Source organism: Cedecea neteri, from assembly GCF_000758305.1.
Lineage (GTDB): Bacteria > Pseudomonadota > Gammaproteobacteria > Enterobacterales > Enterobacteriaceae > Cedecea > Cedecea neteri_C.
In genome coordinates, this window is the sequence record NZ_CP009458.1 from 1,601,474 (window position 1) to 1,618,200 (window position 16,727).

Genomic DNA, 16,727 nt, shown 5'->3' on the forward strand with positions numbered 1-16,727 from the left:
CCATGATGAATCGAGTTATTGCATTACCTGAAGAAGCGGCAACGTTAGCGCTGGGCGAGCGCCTCGCAAAGGCCTGTGAGGGCGCGACGGTGATTTACCTTTATGGCGACCTCGGCGCGGGTAAAACCACCTTTAGCCGCGGCTTTTTACAGGCGCTGGGGCACAAGGGCAACGTTAAAAGCCCAACGTATACATTAGTTGAGCCGTATCAACTTGATAACCTGATGGTTTATCACTTTGACTTGTATCGCCTGGCTGACCCGGAAGAGCTTGAGTTTATGGGGATCCGTGACTACTTCACCAACGATGCAATTTGCCTGGTGGAATGGCCGCAGCAGGGGACAGGTGTGCTCCCGGACCCGGATGTCGAAATTCACCTGAGCTACGAGGCGCAAGGTCGCGAAGCGCGCATTGCCGCCGTTTCCTCATCTGGTGAAGCGTTACTGGCGCGGTTAGCCAAATAGCAAGGATGACGGGATGATCTATCGCGTGAAAGGTTGGTTGATGGCCGGATTCCTGCTGCTGTGCTCTGTACAAGCGGGAGCGGCAGCACTGTCGGATATTCAGGTTTCTAACGGTGAGAATCAGGCTCGTATCACTTTTAGTTTTATGGGCGACCCGGAATACACTTTTTCACAGGATAATAAGCGAAGCGTTGCGCTGGATATCAAACAAACCGGCGTGATTCGCGGGCTTCCCTTGCAGTTTAGCGGCAGTAATCTGGTGAAAAGCATCAGCGCCGGGCAGCCAAAAGACGATCAATCTTTGCGTCTGGTCGTCGATTTAACCCAGCCAGGCAAAACCCGTGCCGTGAAACAGCAAAACGGGGCCAGCTATACCGTTATCTTTACGATCAATGCTGATGCTCCACCGCCTCCACCTCCGCCGCCAGTTGTGGCTAAGCGCGTTGAACCAGTTACCCCCGTTCAGGCTCCTGATCCGGCTCGTAATCCCTTTAAGCCTCAGCAGGTCACCGGCGTGATAGGTTCTAATACCGTGACTCGCCCGGCGGCTCGTGCCAAAAACAGCGGCCCGTCGGATACCGTTGTGGTTGCCATTGACGCCGGTCACGGCGGTCAGGATCCCGGTGCGATTGGCCCTAGTGGTACGCAGGAAAAGAACGTCACTATTTCTATCGCGCGGAAGCTGAAAGCCTTGTTGAACGATGACCCGATGTTCCGTGGTGTGCTGACTCGCGATGGGGATTACTTTATCTCGGTCATGGGGCGTTCAGACGTAGCGCGTAAGCAGAATGCAAATCTGCTGGTGTCTATTCATGCGGATGCAGCGCCGAATCGCGATGCCACTGGCGCATCCGTCTGGGTGCTTTCTAACCGCCGTGCGAACAGTGAAATGGCGGGCTGGCTGGAGCAGCATGAGAAGCAATCTGAGTTGCTGGGCGGAGCGGGAGATGTGCTGGCAAACAGCCAGGCCGATCCCTACCTGAGCCAGGCTGTGCTGGATTTGCAGTTCGGTCATTCTCAGCGGGTCGGGTATGATGTGGCGACTAAAGTGCTGGCTCAGCTGCAGCGTGTAGGCTCTTTACATAAGCGCCGCCCGGAACACGCGAGCCTGGGCGTGCTGCGTTCACCGGATATTCCTTCTCTGTTGGTTGAAACTGGCTTCATCAGCAACAGTTCCGAAGAGCGCTTGCTTGGCAGCGACACTTACCAGCAGCAAATAGCTCAGGCCATTTATGAGGGGCTGCGGAACTATTTCCGCGAGCACCCGCTGCAGTCTGCTCCATCGAATGAGCAAACTGCCCATAGCCAACTGGGTTCGCCGCAGCAGGTCGCGGTGACCAACTAAGGAGATAACATGCCGATTCAGGTTCTGCCGCCGCAGCTTGCGAACCAGATCGCCGCTGGCGAGGTTGTAGAGCGTCCTGCGTCGGTAGTGAAAGAGCTGGTTGAGAACAGTCTTGATGCCGGGGCCACACGCATAGATATCGACATTGAGCGTGGTGGCGCGAAGCTCATTCGTATTCGGGACAACGGCTGCGGCATCAAGCAGCAGGAGCTGGCACTGGCGCTGGCTCGCCATGCCACCAGTAAAATTGCCTCGCTTGATGACCTGGAGGCCATTATCAGTCTCGGGTTTCGCGGCGAAGCGCTGGCAAGCATCAGCTCCGTTTCCCGCCTGACCCTGACATCGCGTACCGCAGAACAAAGTGAAGCCTGGCAGGCCTATGCTGAAGGGCGTGACCAGGCTGTGACGGTCAAACCAGCCGCGCACCCTGTCGGGACGACGCTTGAAGTGCTCGATCTGTTTTACAACACGCCCGCGCGCCGTAAGTTCATGCGTACCGAAAAAACCGAATTTAATCATATTGATGAAGTGGTGCGCCGCATCGCGCTTGCGCGGTTTGACGTTTCTATCACGCTCAATCACAACGGCAAAATGATCCGCCAGTACCGTGCCGTTCAGGAAGGTGCGCCACGCGAGCGTCGCCTGGGGGCCATTTGCGGTACGCCATTTCTCGAACAGGCGCTGGCCATTGAGTGGCAGCACGGTGATTTGACGCTACGTGGCTGGGTTGCTGAGCCTTCTGCAACCACTTCGGCCCTGGCGGAGATCCAATATTGTTATGTTAACGGGCGCATGATGCGCGACCGCTTAATTAACCATGCGATTCGCCAGGCCTGTGAAGACAAATTGGGTGTGGATCAGCAGCCGGCCTTTGTGCTGTATCTGGAGATCGATCCGCACCAGGTGGACGTTAACGTTCACCCGGCGAAGCATGAGGTGCGTTTCCATCAGTCACGGCTGGTGCATGACTTTATCTATCAGGGTGTGATCAGCGTATTTCAGCAGCAGGGTGAGAACGCCCTGGCGTTGGAAGAAACGGCGGAAACGCCCGTTGAACGTTGGCAGCCGGAAAACCGTGTTGCCGCAGGGCGCAATCAGTTTGCCACGCCAGCCGTCGCGCGTGAGCCCCGTGAGGCTGCGACAAGGCAGAGTTCGCCTACATCGGGCAGCGGTGGCCGTCCAGCCGGGGCCGGAGTCACACCGCTTTGGCCACATGCAGCACCTGGCTATCAAAAGCAGCAGGGTGCCCTTTATCATCAGTTGCTTGAGACGCCCGACGTCGAGCCCAAACCTGCCGATCGTGCTGAAGAGCCGGCTGCGTTAGAGGGACATTCGCAAAGTTTTGGCCGGGTGTTAACGGTTTTACCGCCGGATAAAGCTTTGCTGGAGCGACAGGGCAAACTTTCGCTGCTTTCGCTGGTGGTTGCTGAACGGTGGCTAAAACAGGCTCAACTGGCGCCGGGGAGTGAAGGTCTGCGTGCTCAGCCGCTGCTGATTCCGCTGCGGCTGAAAGTCAGTCGCGAAGAACATGACGTATTGGTTAAATATCAGGCGCTTTTGAAAGAAATGGGCATTGAGTTTGATACTGATGCCCGGCAGATAACAATTCGCACGGTACCTTTACCTTTACGCAAACAAAATTTACAAATCTTGATTCACGAACTGCCAGGATACCTGGCGCAACAGGCGGACGTTTCGGCGGGCCAGCTGGCTTTGTGGATTGCTCGTCATTTGGCAAGCGATCACGAACAGTGGAGTCAGGCTCAGGCGATCACCCTGCTGGCAGACGTAGAACGTCTTTGCCCGCAGTTGGTGAAATCCCCCCCCGGCGGTTTGCTGCAACCTGTTGATTTACAATCGGCGATGAACGCCCTGAAAGATGACTGAAGATAAAAAAAGGCCACAGGCGATTTTTTTAATGGGGCCAACGGCCTCAGGCAAGACGGCACTTGCTATTAATTTGCGTAAAACTTTGCCGGTAGAGTTGATAAGCGTGGATTCGGCCCTCATCTATCGTGGAATGGATGTCGGTACCGCTAAGCCAACGGAACAAGAGCTCGCCCAGGCGCCTCACCGGTTACTGGACCTGCTTGACCCGGCTCAGGCGTACTCTGCGGCAGATTTTCGCCGCGATGCGCTGGCCGAGATGGCTGAAATTACCGCCGCCGGGCGTATTCCGCTGCTGGTCGGCGGGACTATGCTCTATTTTAAAGCGCTGCTGGAAGGGCTTTCGCCACTGCCGTCGGCGAACCCGGAAGTCAGGGCAAAGATAGAGCAACAGGCGGCAGAGCAAGGGTGGAATGCGTTGCATCGTCAACTGGAAGAAATCGATCCCGTTGCCGCTGCCCGGATTCATCCAAATGATCCGCAAAGGCTTTCCCGGGCACTGGAAGTTTTTTTCATTTCGGGTAAAACTTTAACGGAACTGACGCAAACGTCAGGAGAAGCTCTGCCGTATCAGGTGCATCAGTTCGCCATCGCCCCGGCGAGCCGTGAACTGCTCCATCAGCGAATTGAGCAGCGTTTTCATCAGATGTTAGCTTCAGGTTTTGAAGCAGAAGTGCGGGCGCTTTTTGCTCGCGGAGATTTGCATACGGAGATGCCTTCCATCCGTTGTGTGGGCTACCGCCAGATGTGGTCTTATTTGGCCGGTGAAACGTCATACGATGAGATGGTTTATCGAGGTATTTGCGCGACGCGTCAATTGGCTAAGCGCCAGATGACCTGGCTGCGTGGCTGGGAAGGTGTTCACTGGTTAGACAGTGAAAAACCAGAGCAGGCATACAGCGAAGTGCTACAGGTTGTTAGTGCGAAGCATGGGTGAATGTGTACAATTGAATCGTCAGCGTGCGCAAATTTTTACGCAGTTTTTCAGAGCTAATCGCTCTTGAGTGACAAACAACAAACATATAAGGAAAAGATAGAATGGCTAAGGGGCAATCTTTACAAGATCCGTTCTTGAACGCACTGCGTCGTGAACGTGTTCCAGTTTCTATTTATTTGGTGAATGGTATTAAGCTGCAAGGGCAAATTGAGTCTTTCGATCAGTTCGTGATCCTGTTGAAAAACACGGTCAGCCAGATGGTCTATAAGCACGCGATTTCTACCGTTGTTCCGTCTCGTCCGGTTTCTCATCATAGCAATAACACCGGCACCGGCGGTTCTGGCGGCTACCATCACGGCGGCAGCGCTCAGGCTGGTTCTGCGCCGCAACAAGACAGCGAAGAAACCGAATAAGGTTGCTTGCTGTTTTCCCGGTCGGGGGACCAGTTCAGCTGCGTTCCCCGCTGGTCTTTTTGAGAGGTTATACGCTTGTTTGACCGTTATGATGCCGGTGAGCAGGCGGTACTGGTTCACATCTATTTTTCGCAAGACAAAGACATGGAAGACCTGGCGGAGTTTGAATCCCTGGTCTCTTCAGCCGGTGTCGAAGCACTGCAGGTGGTAACCGGTAGCCGCAAGTCCCCGCACCCAAAGTATTTCGTAGGTGAAGGCAAAGCCGTTGAGATTGCCGAGGCCGTTAAGGCCACTGGGGCGTCGGTTGTGCTGTTTGATCATGCGTTATCCCCCGCCCAGGAACGTAACCTGGAAGCCCTGTGCCAGTGCCGTGTTATCGATCGCACCGGGTTAATTTTAGATATTTTTGCCCAACGTGCACGTACCCATGAGGGTAAATTGCAGGTTGAGCTGGCCCAGCTTCGCCATTTGGCTACACGCCTGGTACGCGGCTGGACCCACCTTGAGCGCCAGAAAGGCGGGATCGGTTTACGCGGTCCGGGGGAAACCCAGCTCGAGACGGACCGTCGTCTGCTGCGCAATCGTATTATGCTGATCCTCTCGCGTTTAGAACGCGTGGAAAAACAGCGCGAGCAGGGGCGGCGTTCACGTAATAAAGCAGATGTGCCAACGATTTCATTGGTGGGCTACACCAACGCCGGCAAATCTACGCTATTTAATAGAATTACCGCGGCCGATGTTTATGCCGCGGATCAGCTATTTGCCACACTCGATCCTACACTGCGCCGTATTGACGTCGCCGATGTGGGCGAAACCGTGCTGGCAGATACTGTCGGTTTTATTCGCCACCTGCCGCATGATTTGGTAGCGGCGTTTAAAGCCACTTTGCAGGAGACACGTCAGGCCACGCTGTTGTTACACGTGATTGACGCGGCCGACTTCCGGATGCAGGAAAACATTGCAGCAGTCGATACCGTACTGGAAGAGATTGAGGCGAATGAAATTCCTACGCTGTTGGTCATGAATAAAATCGATGCGTTGGATGAGTTTGAGCCGCGTATTGACAGGAACGACGAGAATGTGCCGATCCGGGTCTGGCTTTCCGCACAGACCGGTGCCGGTGTCCCACTGCTTTTCCAGGCTCTGACGGAGCGTTTGTCTGGTGAAATTGCGCAGCATACGCTGCGTTTACCCCCTCAGGCAGGGCGTTTGCGGAGCCGTTTTTATCAGCTTCAGGCAATAGAAAAAGAGTGGACAGAGGAAGACGGCTGCGTGGGGTTAGAAGTCCGTATGCCTATCGTGGACTGGCGTCGCCTTTGTAAACAAGAACCGGCACTCGCGGATTACATCGTTTAGATGTCATCAGACTGGTTCATATACCCTAAATAATTCGAGTTGCAGGCAGGCGACAAGAGCGAGAGTCCCAAGGAGCATAGCTAACTATGTGACTGGGGTGAGCGGGCGCAGCCAACGCACCTGCGGCTTTAAGTATGACGGGTATAAATGTCCTGAAGACTATTTCCCCCTCGGGGGATATCACCGCACAACAAATATGGAGCATAAACATGGCGTGGAATCAGCCCGGTAATAACGGACAGGACCGCGACCCGTGGGGAAGCAGCAAGCCTGGCGGCGACTCTGGGGGTAACAAAGGAGGGCGTGATCAGGGGCCACCTGATCTGGATGATATCTTCCGCAAACTGAGCAAAAAGCTCGGCGGCCTTGGCGGCGGGAAAAGCGGTGGCAGCGGCGGTGGTAATGCATCGCAGGGGCCGGGCAATCCTATTGGCGGTCGTGTGGTCGGTATTGTTGCCGCTGCAGCGGTCATTATCTGGGCTGCAACCGGGTTCTATACCATTAAAGAAGCCGAACGCGGTGTTGTGACCCGCTTTGGTAAATTCAGTCATCTGGTTGAACCGGGTCTGAACTGGAAACCGACGTTTATCGACAGCGTTCAGGCAGTGAACGTTGAGTCGGTACGTGAACTTGCAGCGTCCGGTGTGATGCTGACTTCTGACGAAAACGTCGTGCGCGTTGAGATGAACGTGCAGTACCGCGTGACCGATCCACAGCGCTATCTGTTCAGCGTGACCAGTGCGGATGACAGCCTGCGTCAGGCCACCGACAGCGCGCTGCGCGGCGTTATCGGCAAATACACTATGGATAAGATCTTGACAGAAGGTCGTACCGTGATTCGTAGCGATACCCAGCGTGAGCTTGAAGAAACCATCAAGCCTTACAACATGGGTATCACGCTGCTGGACGTAAACTTCCAGACGGCACGTCCGCCGGAAGAAGTTAAGGCCGCCTTTGATGATGCGATTGCCGCTCGTGAAAACGAACAGCAGTACATCCGTGAAGCGGAAGCTTACAGCAACGAAGTACAGCCGCGTGCAAACGGCCAGGCTCAACGTATTCTGGAAGAAGCGCGTGCTTATAAAGCACAGACCGTTCTGGAAGCGCAGGGTGAAGTGGCTCGCTTCGCGAAGATGCTGCCAGAATATAAAGCCGCACCGCAAATCACCCGCGAGCGTCTGTATATCGAGACCATGGAAAAAGTCCTTAGCCACACCCGTAAAGTGCTGGTTAACGATAAAGGTGGCAACCTGATGGTGCTGCCGTTGGATCAGATGTTGAAGGGCGGCGCTCAGCAGCCGGCCGCAAAGAGCGATAACAGCGCAGCGAACAATTTGCTGCGTCTGCCGCCAGCGTCCAGCTCAAGCAGCAGTGCCAGCACCTCTTCGTCCTCCTCGAGTGGCGATATCATGGATCAGCGTCGTGCTAACGCACTGCGCAACGATACCCAGCGCGTAGGGAGTGAATAACGATGCGTAAGTCTTTTGTTGCAGTAATTATCATCGTGCTGGTCGTGATCTACACCTCGCTGTTCGTGGTGCATGAGGGCGAGCGCGGCATTACATTACGCTTCGGCAAAGTTCTGCGTGATGACGAAAACAAACCGGTCGTGTATGAGCCGGGTCTGCACTTCAAGATCCCGTTCATTGAGACCGTGAAAACCCTGGATGCTCGTATCCAGACGATGGACAACCAGGCCGATCGCTTTGTAACCAAAGAGAAGAAGGACCTGATTGTTGACTCCTACATCAAGTGGCGTATCAGCGACTTCAGCCGTTACTACCTTGCTACTGGCGGTGGTGATGTTTCTCAGGCAGAAGTGCTGCTGAAACGTAAGTTCAGTGACCGTCTGCGTTCTGAAATTGGTCGTCTGGATGTGAAAGACATCGTGACCGATTCCCGTGGTCGCCTGACGCTGGACGTCCGTGACGCTTTGAACTCCGGTTCTGCGGGCACGGATGATGAAGTTGCTACGCCGGCAGCGGATGATGCTATTGCGTCTGCCGCAGCGCGCGTAACTCAGGAAACCAACGGCAAAGTGCCGGTGGTTAACCCGAACAGTATGGCGGCGCTGGGTATTGAAGTTGTGGACGTGCGTATCAAGCAGATTAACCTGCCTGCTGAGGTGTCCGAGGCGATTTACAACCGTATGCGCGCAGAGCGTGAAGCGGTTGCCCGTCGTCACCGTTCACAGGGCCAGGAAGAAGCTGAGAAGCTGCGTGCAACTGCAGACTACGAAGTTACCCGTACGCTGGCAGAAGCCGAGCGTGAAGGGCGTATCTCTCGTGGTGAAGGTGATGCTGAAGCCGCGAAGCTGTTTGCTGATGCGTTTAGCCAGGATCCAGACTTCTACGCCTTTATCCGTAGCCTGCGCGCTTATGAAGCCAGCTTCCAGTCTAATCAGGATATTATGGTGCTGAGCCCGGACAGCGACTTCTTCCGCTACATGAAAACGCCAGCAAATAGCGCACGCTAATTGCTGAGTAATTTGAAAGAGCCGGTTTACCGGCTCTTTTTTTATGCCCGCAAAGGATGATTATGAATTCAACAATCTGGCTGGCGCTTGCGCTGGTTTTGGTACTCGAAGGCCTGGGGCCAATGCTGTATCCGCGCATTTGGCGGCGAATGATTCTGGCTATGGCACAATTGCCGGACACACTACTGCGTCGTTTTGGCGGTGGTCTTGTGGTTGCTGGCATCGTGATCTACTACATGTTGAGTCGCGCAAGTAGCTGAGTGAAATTTATCCGGCAGAAACTGATTTTGTATACTAAAAGGGCTGTTCATCTGAGAAACCGATGGTAGAATCCATTTTTAAGCAAACGGTGATTTTGAAAAATGGGTAACAACGTCGTCGTACTGGGCACCCAATGGGGTGACGAAGGTAAAGGAAAGATCGTCGATCTTCTGACTGAACGGGCTAAATATGTTGTGCGCTACCAGGGCGGTCACAACGCAGGTCACACTCTCGTAATCAACGGTGAAAAAACCGTTCTTCATCTTATTCCATCAGGCATTCTTCGCGAAAACGTCACCAGCATCATCGGTAACGGCGTTGTGCTGTCTCCAGCTGCGCTGATGAAAGAGATGAAAGGTCTGGAAGACCGCGGTATTCCAGTACGTGAGCGTCTGCTGCTGTCAGAAGCTTGCCCGCTGATCCTTGACTACCACGTTGCGCTGGACGTTGCGCGTGAAAAAGCACGCGGTGCAAAAGCTATCGGTACTACCGGTCGCGGCATCGGGCCAGCTTACGAAGACAAAGTGGCCCGTCGTGGCCTGCGCGTTGGCGACCTGTTCGACAAAGCCACCTTTGCAGACAAGCTGAAAGAAGTGATGGAATATCATAACTTCCAGCTGGTGAACTTCTACAAAGTTGAAGCCGTTGACTACCAGAAAGTGCTGGACGATGCGATGGCGGTTGCCGACATCCTGACCAGCATGGTTGTTGATGTCTCTGACTTGCTGGATCAGGCGCGTAAACGCGGCGACTTCATCATGTTTGAAGGTGCCCAGGGTACACTGCTGGACATCGACCACGGGACCTATCCGTACGTAACCTCCTCTAACACCACCGCAGGTGGCGTTGCGACTGGCTCCGGCATTGGTCCGCGCTATGTGGATTACGTTCTGGGTATCATCAAAGCTTACTCCACTCGCGTGGGGGCAGGTCCGTTCCCAACTGAGCTGTTTGATGACATCGGCGAATTCCTGTGCAAGCAGGGTAACGAATTCGGTGCGACCACCGGTCGTCGTCGTCGTACCGGCTGGCTAGATGCGGTTGCCGTGCGTCGTGCGGTGCAGATCAACTCCTTGTCCGGCTTCTGCCTGACCAAGCTGGACGTCCTGGACGGCCTGAAAGAAGTGAAAATCTGCGTCGGCTACCGTATGCCGGATGGTCGCGAAGTCACTACGACCCCAATGGCTGCGGATGACTGGGAAGGTATCCAACCGATTTACGAAGTGATGCCTGGCTGGTCTGAAACCACTTTCGGCGTGAAAGAGCGCAGCGGTCTGCCGCAGGCAGCGCTGAACTACATCAAACGCATTGAAGAAGTGACCGGCGTGCCGATTGACATTATCTCAACCGGCCCAGACCGTACTGAAACCATGATTCTGCGCGATCCGTTCGACGCATAATGATGTCGCGGGGTGTGGTATCACACCCCGTATTGCTTTCTTCCCGCCGCTTTATTCATCATTCCAATCAAATAAATTAGCTGGCAACCATATGGCTGGTTTATCATCAATATGTACCTGCTTTAAGGTGCAACTTGCCTTGCGCAAAGCGTTTCCCCTCCCACCCATGAGGTTGATGTGCAGTTAACGAGTTTTACTGATTACGGTTTACGTGCTTTGATTTATATGGCTTCTCTTCCCGAAGGGAGAATGACCAATATCTCTGAAGTCACAGAGGTGTACGGCGTGTCCCGTAATCACATGGTGAAAATCATCAATCAACTCAGCCGCGCGGGCTATGTCATGGCCGTGCGAGGAAAAAATGGCGGCATTCGTCTTGGTAAGCCTGCGGAAACGATCCGCATTGGCGACGTGGTGCGCGAGCTGGAGCCGCTCTCATTGGTGAACTGTAGCAGTGAGTTTTGTCATATCACCCCCGCCTGCCGACTTAAACAGGCTTTGGCTGAGGCGGTGCAGAGTTTCCTTCAGGAACTGGACAAGCACACGCTGGCCGACCTGGTGGACCAAAACCAACCGCTCTACAAATTACTGCTGGTGGAATAATCACGATTTCACCTGCGGATGACAACGGAGGACCCGAAATGTCAAAAGATCCTTTTCAGGAACGAGAAGCCGAAAAATACGAAAACCCGATCCCAAGCCGGGAGTTTATTCTCGACCATCTCTCAAAACGTGAAAAACCGGCCAGCCGCGAAGAGCTGGCGGAAGAACTAAAAATCTCCGGTGAAGAACAGCTTGAAGCTTTGCGCCGTCGCCTCCGTGCGATGGAGCGTGATGGCCAACTGGTCTTCACTCGCCGCCAGTGTTACGCGCTGCCGGAACGTCTGGACTTACTGAAAGGTAAAGTGATCGGCCACCGCGACGGGTTTGGTTTCCTGCGCGTCGAAGGGAGTAAAGACGATCTCTATCTTTCATCTGAGCAGATGAAAATGTGCATGCATGGCGATCTGGTACTGGCGCAGCCGCTCGGTGCTGACCGTAAGGGCCGCCGCGAAGCACGTATTGTGCGCGTACTGGAGCCAAGAACCGGGCTGATTGTTGGCCGCTACTTTACCGACGCTGGCGTAGGTTTTGTGGTGCCGGACGACAGCCGTCTGAGCTTCGATATTCTGATCCCGCCGGAAGCGCTGATGGGCGCCCGTATGGGCTTTGTGGTTGTGGTCGAGCTGACTCAGCGCCCAACGCGTCGTACCAAAGCGATCGGTAAGATTGTTGAAGTGCTTGGCGACAACATGGATACCGGCATGGCCGTTGATATGGCGCTGCGTACCCATGAAATCCCGCACGTCTGGCCGAAAGAAGTTGAAGCCCAGGTTGCAAACCTGAAAGAAGAAGTGCCGGAAGAAGCCAAAATCGGCCGCGTTGATCTGCGCGATCTGCCGCTGGTGACTATCGACGGTGAAGATGCGCGTGACTTTGATGACGCCGTCTTCTGCGAGAAAAAACGCGGCGGTGGCTGGCGCCTTTGGGTGGCGATCGCCGACGTAAGCTACTATGTTCGTCCGCCAACGGCGCTGGATAACGAAGCCCGCAATCGTGGGACGTCAGTTTACTTCCCGTCGCAGGTAGTACCGATGCTGCCGGAAGTGCTTTCAAACGGCCTTTGTTCCCTGAACCCGCAGGTTGACCGCCTGTGTATGGTCTGCGAGATGACCATCTCCGCAGCGGGGCGTCTGACGGGCTATAAATTCTATGAAGCGGTGATGAGCTCCCATGCGCGCCTGACCTATACCAAGGTCTGGCATATGCTGCAGGGCGATCAGGAACTGCGCGAGCAATATGCACCGCTGGTTAAGCACATTGAAGAGCTGCATAACCTCTATAAAGTGCTGGAAGTTTCTCGTGCCCAGCGCGGCGGGATCTCGTTTGAAAGCGAAGAAGCGAAGTTTATCTTCAACGCTGAGCGCCGCATTGAGCGTGTTGAGCAGACCGTGCGTAACGATGCACATAAACTTATCGAAGAGTGCATGATCCTCGCTAACATCTCGGCGGCGCGTTTTGTCGAGAAGAATAATGAGCCAGCGCTGTTCCGCGATCACGATCGCCCAAGCAACGATGCGATCACCGCGTTCCGTTCTGTGCTGGCGGAGCTGGGCCTGGAATTACCCGGTGGGCAAAAACCAGAGCCGCGTGATTACGCCGATCTGCTGGAATCTATCGCCGATCGCCCTGATCACGAAATGCTGCAAACCATGCTGCTGCGCTCGATGAAACAGGCGATTTACGATCCGGAAAACCGTGGTCACTTCGGCCTGGCGCTGCAGTCCTACGCGCACTTTACTTCGCCAATTCGTCGCTACCCGGACTTGTCGCTGCACCGCGCCATTAAATACTTACTGGCAAAAGAGCAGGGGCATACCGGCAACAGCACCGAATCCGGTGGCTGGCACTACAGCATGGAAGAGATGCTGCAGCTGGGTCAGCACTGCTCAATGACAGAACGCCGCGCCGACGAAGCGACTCGCGACGTAGCGGACTGGCTGAAATGCGACTTCATGCAGGATCAGGTCGGCCAGGTATTCAACGGCATTATTGCCAGCGTAACTGGCTTCGGTTTCTTCGTGCGTCTGGACGATTTGTTTATCGACGGCCTGGTTCACGTCTCGACGCTGGACAACGACTACTACCGCTTTGACCAGATTGGTCAGCGCCTGATTGGCGAATCCGGCGGGCAGACTTATCGTCTGGGCGACCGCGTTGAGGTCCGGGTGGAAGCCGTGCACATGGACGAGCGTAAAATCGACTTCGCGCTTATCTCAAGCTCACGTGCGCCGCGCGGTGCAGGCAAAACGGCAAAAGACAAAGCGAAGCGAGGCGGAAATGGTGGCGCACCGTCTAAACGCCGTCAGGCAGGCAAGCGCGTAAACTTCGAACCGGACAATGCTTTCCGTAAAGAGAAAGACGGAGCGAAAGCGAAAAAAGATAAGGCTGGAAAGAAACCGAAGAAAGCCAAAGCGCCGTCGGATAAAACCCGTAAAATAGCCGCAGCAACCAAGGCGAAGCGCGCCGCGAAGAAGCAGGCGAGCTGATATTACCTTCACCCTGACGTATTCCCTCCCGAAGAGGGAGAGGGAGCAAACAGAACGATAATGTATGCTTTTATCGTTTTCTCCCTCGCCCCTTTGGGGAGAGGGTTGGGGTGAGGGGCAAATCCAGACCATGAACAAACCAACACGGGCGAACCTTCGTCCGCAATGAGTGATATCGATGAGTGAAATTATTTACGGCATTCACGCCGTCCAGGCCCTGCTTGAACGTGCTCCGCAGCGTTTTCAGGAAGTTTTTATCCTGAAAGGTCGCGAAGACAAGCGCCTGCTGCCGCTGATCCACGCTATTGAAGCACAAGGGATCCCGGTGCAGGTGGCAAATCGCCAGTGGCTCGACGAGAAAGCCGAAGGCGCGGTACACCAAGGCATCATCGCCCGCGTGAAACCGGGCCGCCAGTATCAGGAAAACGATCTGCCTGATCTGATCGCTGAACACGAACGTCCGTTCCTGCTGATTCTGGACGGTGTCACCGATCCGCATAACCTTGGTGCCTGCCTGCGTAGTGCAGACGCGGCCGGTGTGCATGCGGTTATCGTGCCAAAGGATCGTTCCGCGCAGCTGAATGCGACGGCAAAAAAAGTTGCCTGTGGCGCAGCGGAGAACGTGCCGCTGATCCGTGTTACCAACCTGGCCCGTACCATGCGTCTGCTGCAGGAAGAGAACGTCTGGATCGTCGGCACCGCCGGTGAAGCAGACCATACTCTGTTTCAGAGCAAATTCACTGGCCCGATGGCGCTGGTGATGGGTGCAGAAGGTGAAGGCATGCGTCGTCTGACTCGCGAGCACTGCGACGAGCTGGTCAGCATTCCAATGGCCGGGACCGTTTCTTCTCTGAACGTGTCCGTTGCCACCGGCGTTTGCCTGTTTGAAATCGTGCGCCAGCGCGGCTAAGCCGCATTATTTGAATGGGGTGGAAACACCCCGTTTGTGATCCCCCTCCGCGCAGAACCCGCATCTCCGTCCATACTTACCGGCATTGCCAAAGATGGAGGGAACAGCATGCGCTGGCAAACTCATACCGTTTTTAATCAACCCAAACCTCTCAGCAACAGCAATCTTTTTCTTTCAGACATCCCGCTGCGAGAAGCCGTCGCCCGGGAAGGGGCGGGCTGGGATATTGAACTTCTGGCCAGCATTGGCCAACAGCTGGGATCTGCCGAATCTTTGGAGCTGGGCCGACTGGCAAATATCAATCCGCCGGAGCTGCTGCGGTTTGACGCCAGCGGAGAGCGCCTGGATGACGTTCGCTTTCACCCGGCCTGGCATTTGCTGATGCAAGGCCTGTTTGCTAATCGGGTTCACAACCTGGCCTGGCAAGAAGATGCGCGACAGGGCGCTTTTGTTGCCCGTGCGGCGCGGTTTATCCAGCATGCTCAGGTGGAAGCGGGCACGCTTTGCCCGATTACGATGACGTTTGGGGCAACGCCGCTGCTGCTACAGCACTTACCCAAGGCATTTGAAGCGTGGCGTAAGTCCTTGCTGAGCGATCGCTATGACGCACATTTACTGCCGGGTGAACAAAAACGTGGTTTGCTGATCGGTATGGGAATGACCGAGAAGCAGGGTGGCTCTGACGTGCTGAGTAACACGACTCGCGCGGAACCGCTGGCTGGTCGAGGGGCCGGTGAGGCTTACCGGTTGGTGGGGCACAAATGGTTTTTCTCCGTGCCGCAAAGTGATGCGCATCTGGTGCTTGCTCAGGCTAAGGGCGGGCTGTCGTGCTTCTTCTTACCTCGTATTCTGCCGGACGGCCAGCGCAACGCCGTTCGCCTTGAGCGGCTCAAGGACAAGCTGGGCAACCGTTCAAACGCCAGCAGTGAAGTCGAGTTCTGTGATGCCACCGCCTGGCTCATTGGTGAGGAAGGTGAGGGCGTGCGCCATATTCTGAAGATGGGCGGGTTTACCCGTTTCGACTGTGCGCTGGGCAGCCACGGCTTGATGCGGCGCGCGCTGTCGGTGGCCTTGTACCACTCGCTGCAGCGGCAGGCTTTTGGCAAGACGTTGATTGAGCAGCCGATGATGCGCCAGCTGCTGGGGAAAATGGCGTTACGGCTTGAGGGGCAGACAGCCTTCCTCTTCCGCCTGGCGCGAGCGTGGGAGTCCCCGGGCGATGCTCTACAGCTGGCCTACAGCCGTTTGTTTACCCCGGCCGCGAAATTCAGCATCTGCAAAGCAGGGATCCCATTTGTGGCCGAAGCGATGGAGGTTCTGGGCGGGGTAGGCTACTGCGAAGAGAGCGAGCTGCCTCGGTTATATCGTGAAATGCCTGTAAACAGCATCTGGGAAGGCTCGGGCAATATTATGAGCCTTGATGTTCTGCGTGTGCTCGCCAAACAGCCTGCGGCGATGGAAATGCTGTGCGGCGAGTTTGATGAGGTTAAAGGGCAAAACCGGCATTTCGATCGCAACTGGCGGCAGCTACAGCAGCGTCTGCACAAGCCTCAGGAGGAGAGAGGCAGAGAAATTACGCAGCAGCTGGCTACTCTCGCCTGTGGGGCACAATTGCTTAAATCACTTTCACCCCCGGCAGCAGAAGCCTGGTGCCGCATGATGCTGGATGAACGGGGAGAATCGCTTTTGCCCGAGCAGGTCATCAATGATGTGCTGCTGCGGGCAACGGGAGGCGTGGCGTAATAAAGTGATGGGACTTTATGCGTAAAGAATGGCCTGCGCGCGCCAGCTATCGGCCAGAGAGTTTTCCTGCATCTGAATAATGCGGTACCAGGAAGCACCTTGCTCGTCAGCTTTCAGCGCGATCATACGTTCGACGTCCTGTGGGCTGCCAGCAATGTCATTGACCGAAATTAATCCGATTTCATTAAGGCCCGTTACGCAGTCCGCGCTGGCAAACTCGGCGGACTGCGCCAGAGTCGGAATGAGGCCAACAGATAACAGCAGTGTCGTTAAGGCAAGAGATCGTTTCATTGTCAGTTCCTTATCATTTTACCCCGAAGTGACAGGGCAATCCTTCGCTTACTCAAAGCTGACCCCGCTTCCTGAGGGCGAGGTCCATTGTGCATAAGAAACGATCAAGCGGCGAAAAGCTGTGTAAATATCAATAAATAACGGCTATCGGCCCG

The 16,727-nt window shown here is 55.1% G+C and carries 15 protein-coding genes; 14 read left to right on the plus strand and 1 reads right to left on the minus strand.

Annotated elements, in window-relative coordinates; translation table 11 throughout:
• Positions 1-2: 2 nt before the first annotated feature.
• The 14 genes from tsaE to LH23_RS07600 all read left to right on the plus strand — a co-directional run bounded on the left by tsaE (position 3) and on the right by LH23_RS07600 (position 16,281).
• Positions 3-464: a tRNA (adenosine(37)-N6)-threonylcarbamoyltransferase complex ATPase subunit type 1 TsaE gene (tsaE, locus tag LH23_RS07535; protein ID WP_039289694.1), complete on the plus strand. Its 462-nt coding sequence runs from the start codon at positions 3-5 to the stop codon at positions 462-464.
• Between the two features lie 13 nt (positions 465-477).
• Positions 478-1,809 carry an N-acetylmuramoyl-L-alanine amidase AmiB gene (amiB, locus tag LH23_RS07540; protein WP_039289696.1) on the plus strand — a complete coding sequence of 444 codons (1,332 nt, stop codon included), beginning with the start codon at positions 478-480 and terminating at the stop codon, positions 1,807-1,809.
• A 9-nt stretch (positions 1,810-1,818) separates the two neighbouring features.
• Complete coding sequence (gene mutL / locus LH23_RS07545; protein WP_039289699.1) at positions 1,819-3,696, plus strand: DNA mismatch repair endonuclease MutL; 1,878 nt, start codon at positions 1,819-1,821, stop codon at positions 3,694-3,696.
• Complete coding sequence (gene miaA, locus LH23_RS07550; RefSeq protein WP_039289701.1) at positions 3,689-4,633, plus strand: tRNA (adenosine(37)-N6)-dimethylallyltransferase MiaA; 945 nt, start codon at positions 3,689-3,691, stop codon at positions 4,631-4,633. The genes mutL and miaA overlap by 8 nt, the downstream gene beginning before the upstream one ends.
• Positions 4,634-4,734: 101 nt before the next feature.
• On the plus strand, positions 4,735-5,046 hold the full coding sequence (hfq, locus tag LH23_RS07555) for an RNA chaperone Hfq (protein ID WP_008453608.1): 312 nt from the start codon (positions 4,735-4,737) through the stop codon (positions 5,044-5,046).
• Positions 5,047-5,121: 75 nt separating this feature from the next.
• Positions 5,122-6,402, plus strand: coding sequence for a ribosome rescue GTPase HflX (hflX, locus tag LH23_RS07560; RefSeq protein ID WP_008453606.1), 1,281 nt, complete (start codon positions 5,122-5,124; stop codon positions 6,400-6,402).
• A gap of 209 nt (positions 6,403-6,611) precedes the next feature.
• Positions 6,612-7,871 (plus strand): FtsH protease activity modulator HflK, encoded by a 1,260-nt coding sequence (gene hflK / locus LH23_RS07565; protein ID WP_008453604.1) that lies wholly within the window; start codon positions 6,612-6,614, stop codon positions 7,869-7,871.
• A gap of 2 nt (positions 7,872-7,873) precedes the next feature.
• Entirely contained in the window at positions 7,874-8,878 is a 1,005-nt protein-coding gene (gene hflC, locus LH23_RS07570) for a protease modulator HflC (RefSeq protein WP_039289706.1), read from the plus strand.
• 62 nt (positions 8,879-8,940) lie between these two features.
• Positions 8,941-9,138 (plus strand): DUF2065 domain-containing protein, encoded by a 198-nt coding sequence (locus tag LH23_RS07575; protein ID WP_008453600.1) that lies wholly within the window; start codon positions 8,941-8,943, stop codon positions 9,136-9,138.
• Positions 9,139-9,240: 102 nt separating this feature from the next.
• Positions 9,241-10,539 carry an adenylosuccinate synthase gene (locus LH23_RS07580; RefSeq protein WP_039289709.1) on the plus strand — a complete coding sequence of 433 codons (1,299 nt, stop codon included), beginning with the start codon at positions 9,241-9,243 and terminating at the stop codon, positions 10,537-10,539.
• A 177-nt stretch (positions 10,540-10,716) separates the two neighbouring features.
• Positions 10,717-11,142 carry a nitric oxide-sensing transcriptional repressor NsrR gene (gene nsrR / locus LH23_RS07585; protein ID WP_008460383.1) on the plus strand — a complete coding sequence of 142 codons (426 nt, stop codon included), beginning with the start codon at positions 10,717-10,719 and terminating at the stop codon, positions 11,140-11,142.
• A 38-nt stretch (positions 11,143-11,180) separates the two neighbouring features.
• Positions 11,181-13,628, plus strand: coding sequence for a ribonuclease R (gene rnr, locus LH23_RS07590; RefSeq protein ID WP_039289713.1), 2,448 nt, complete (start codon positions 11,181-11,183; stop codon positions 13,626-13,628).
• A 178-nt stretch (positions 13,629-13,806) separates the two neighbouring features.
• Entirely contained in the window at positions 13,807-14,538 is a 732-nt protein-coding gene (gene rlmB, locus LH23_RS07595; protein WP_008460387.1) for a 23S rRNA (guanosine(2251)-2'-O)-methyltransferase RlmB, read from the plus strand.
• 108 nt (positions 14,539-14,646) lie between these two features.
• Positions 14,647-16,281 (plus strand): isovaleryl-CoA dehydrogenase, encoded by a 1,635-nt coding sequence (locus tag LH23_RS07600; RefSeq protein ID WP_039289716.1) that lies wholly within the window; start codon positions 14,647-14,649, stop codon positions 16,279-16,281.
• Between the two features lie 15 nt (positions 16,282-16,296).
• On the opposite strand, the gene yjfN is transcribed toward LH23_RS07600, so the two are convergent.
• Positions 16,297-16,572, minus strand: coding sequence for a DUF1471 family protease activator YjfN (yjfN, locus tag LH23_RS07605; RefSeq protein ID WP_039289719.1), 276 nt, complete (start codon positions 16,570-16,572; stop codon positions 16,297-16,299).
• Between the last annotated feature and the right edge of the window lie 155 nt (positions 16,573-16,727).

Bases quoted from the DNA above. Each gene is read 5' to 3' on its own strand.
- tsaE (WP_039289694.1), top strand. From the start codon at position 3: ATGATGAATCGAGTTATTGCATTACCTGAAGAAGCGGCAACGTTAGCG.
- amiB (WP_039289696.1), top strand. From the start codon at position 478: ATGATCTATCGCGTGAAAGGTTGGTTGATGGCCGGATTCCTGCTGCTG.
- mutL (WP_039289699.1), top strand. From the start codon at position 1,819: ATGCCGATTCAGGTTCTGCCGCCGCAGCTTGCGAACCAGATCGCCGCT.
- hflK (WP_008453604.1), top strand. From the start codon at position 6,612: ATGGCGTGGAATCAGCCCGGTAATAACGGACAGGACCGCGACCCGTGG.
- LH23_RS07580 (WP_039289709.1), top strand. From the start codon at position 9,241: ATGGGTAACAACGTCGTCGTACTGGGCACCCAATGGGGTGACGAAGGT.
- hfq (WP_008453608.1), top strand. From the start codon at position 4,735: ATGGCTAAGGGGCAATCTTTACAAGATCCGTTCTTGAACGCACTGCGT.
- rnr (WP_039289713.1), top strand. From the start codon at position 11,181: ATGTCAAAAGATCCTTTTCAGGAACGAGAAGCCGAAAAATACGAAAAC.
- rlmB (WP_008460387.1), top strand. From the start codon at position 13,807: ATGAGTGAAATTATTTACGGCATTCACGCCGTCCAGGCCCTGCTTGAA.
- LH23_RS07600 (WP_039289716.1), top strand. From the start codon at position 14,647: ATGCGCTGGCAAACTCATACCGTTTTTAATCAACCCAAACCTCTCAGC.
- LH23_RS07575 (WP_008453600.1), top strand. From the start codon at position 8,941: ATGAATTCAACAATCTGGCTGGCGCTTGCGCTGGTTTTGGTACTCGAA.
- yjfN (WP_039289719.1), bottom strand. From the start codon at position 16,572: ATGAAACGATCTCTTGCCTTAACGACACTGCTGTTATCTGTTGGCCTC.
- miaA (WP_039289701.1), top strand. From the start codon at position 3,689: ATGACTGAAGATAAAAAAAGGCCACAGGCGATTTTTTTAATGGGGCCA.
- hflC (WP_039289706.1), top strand. From the start codon at position 7,874: ATGCGTAAGTCTTTTGTTGCAGTAATTATCATCGTGCTGGTCGTGATC.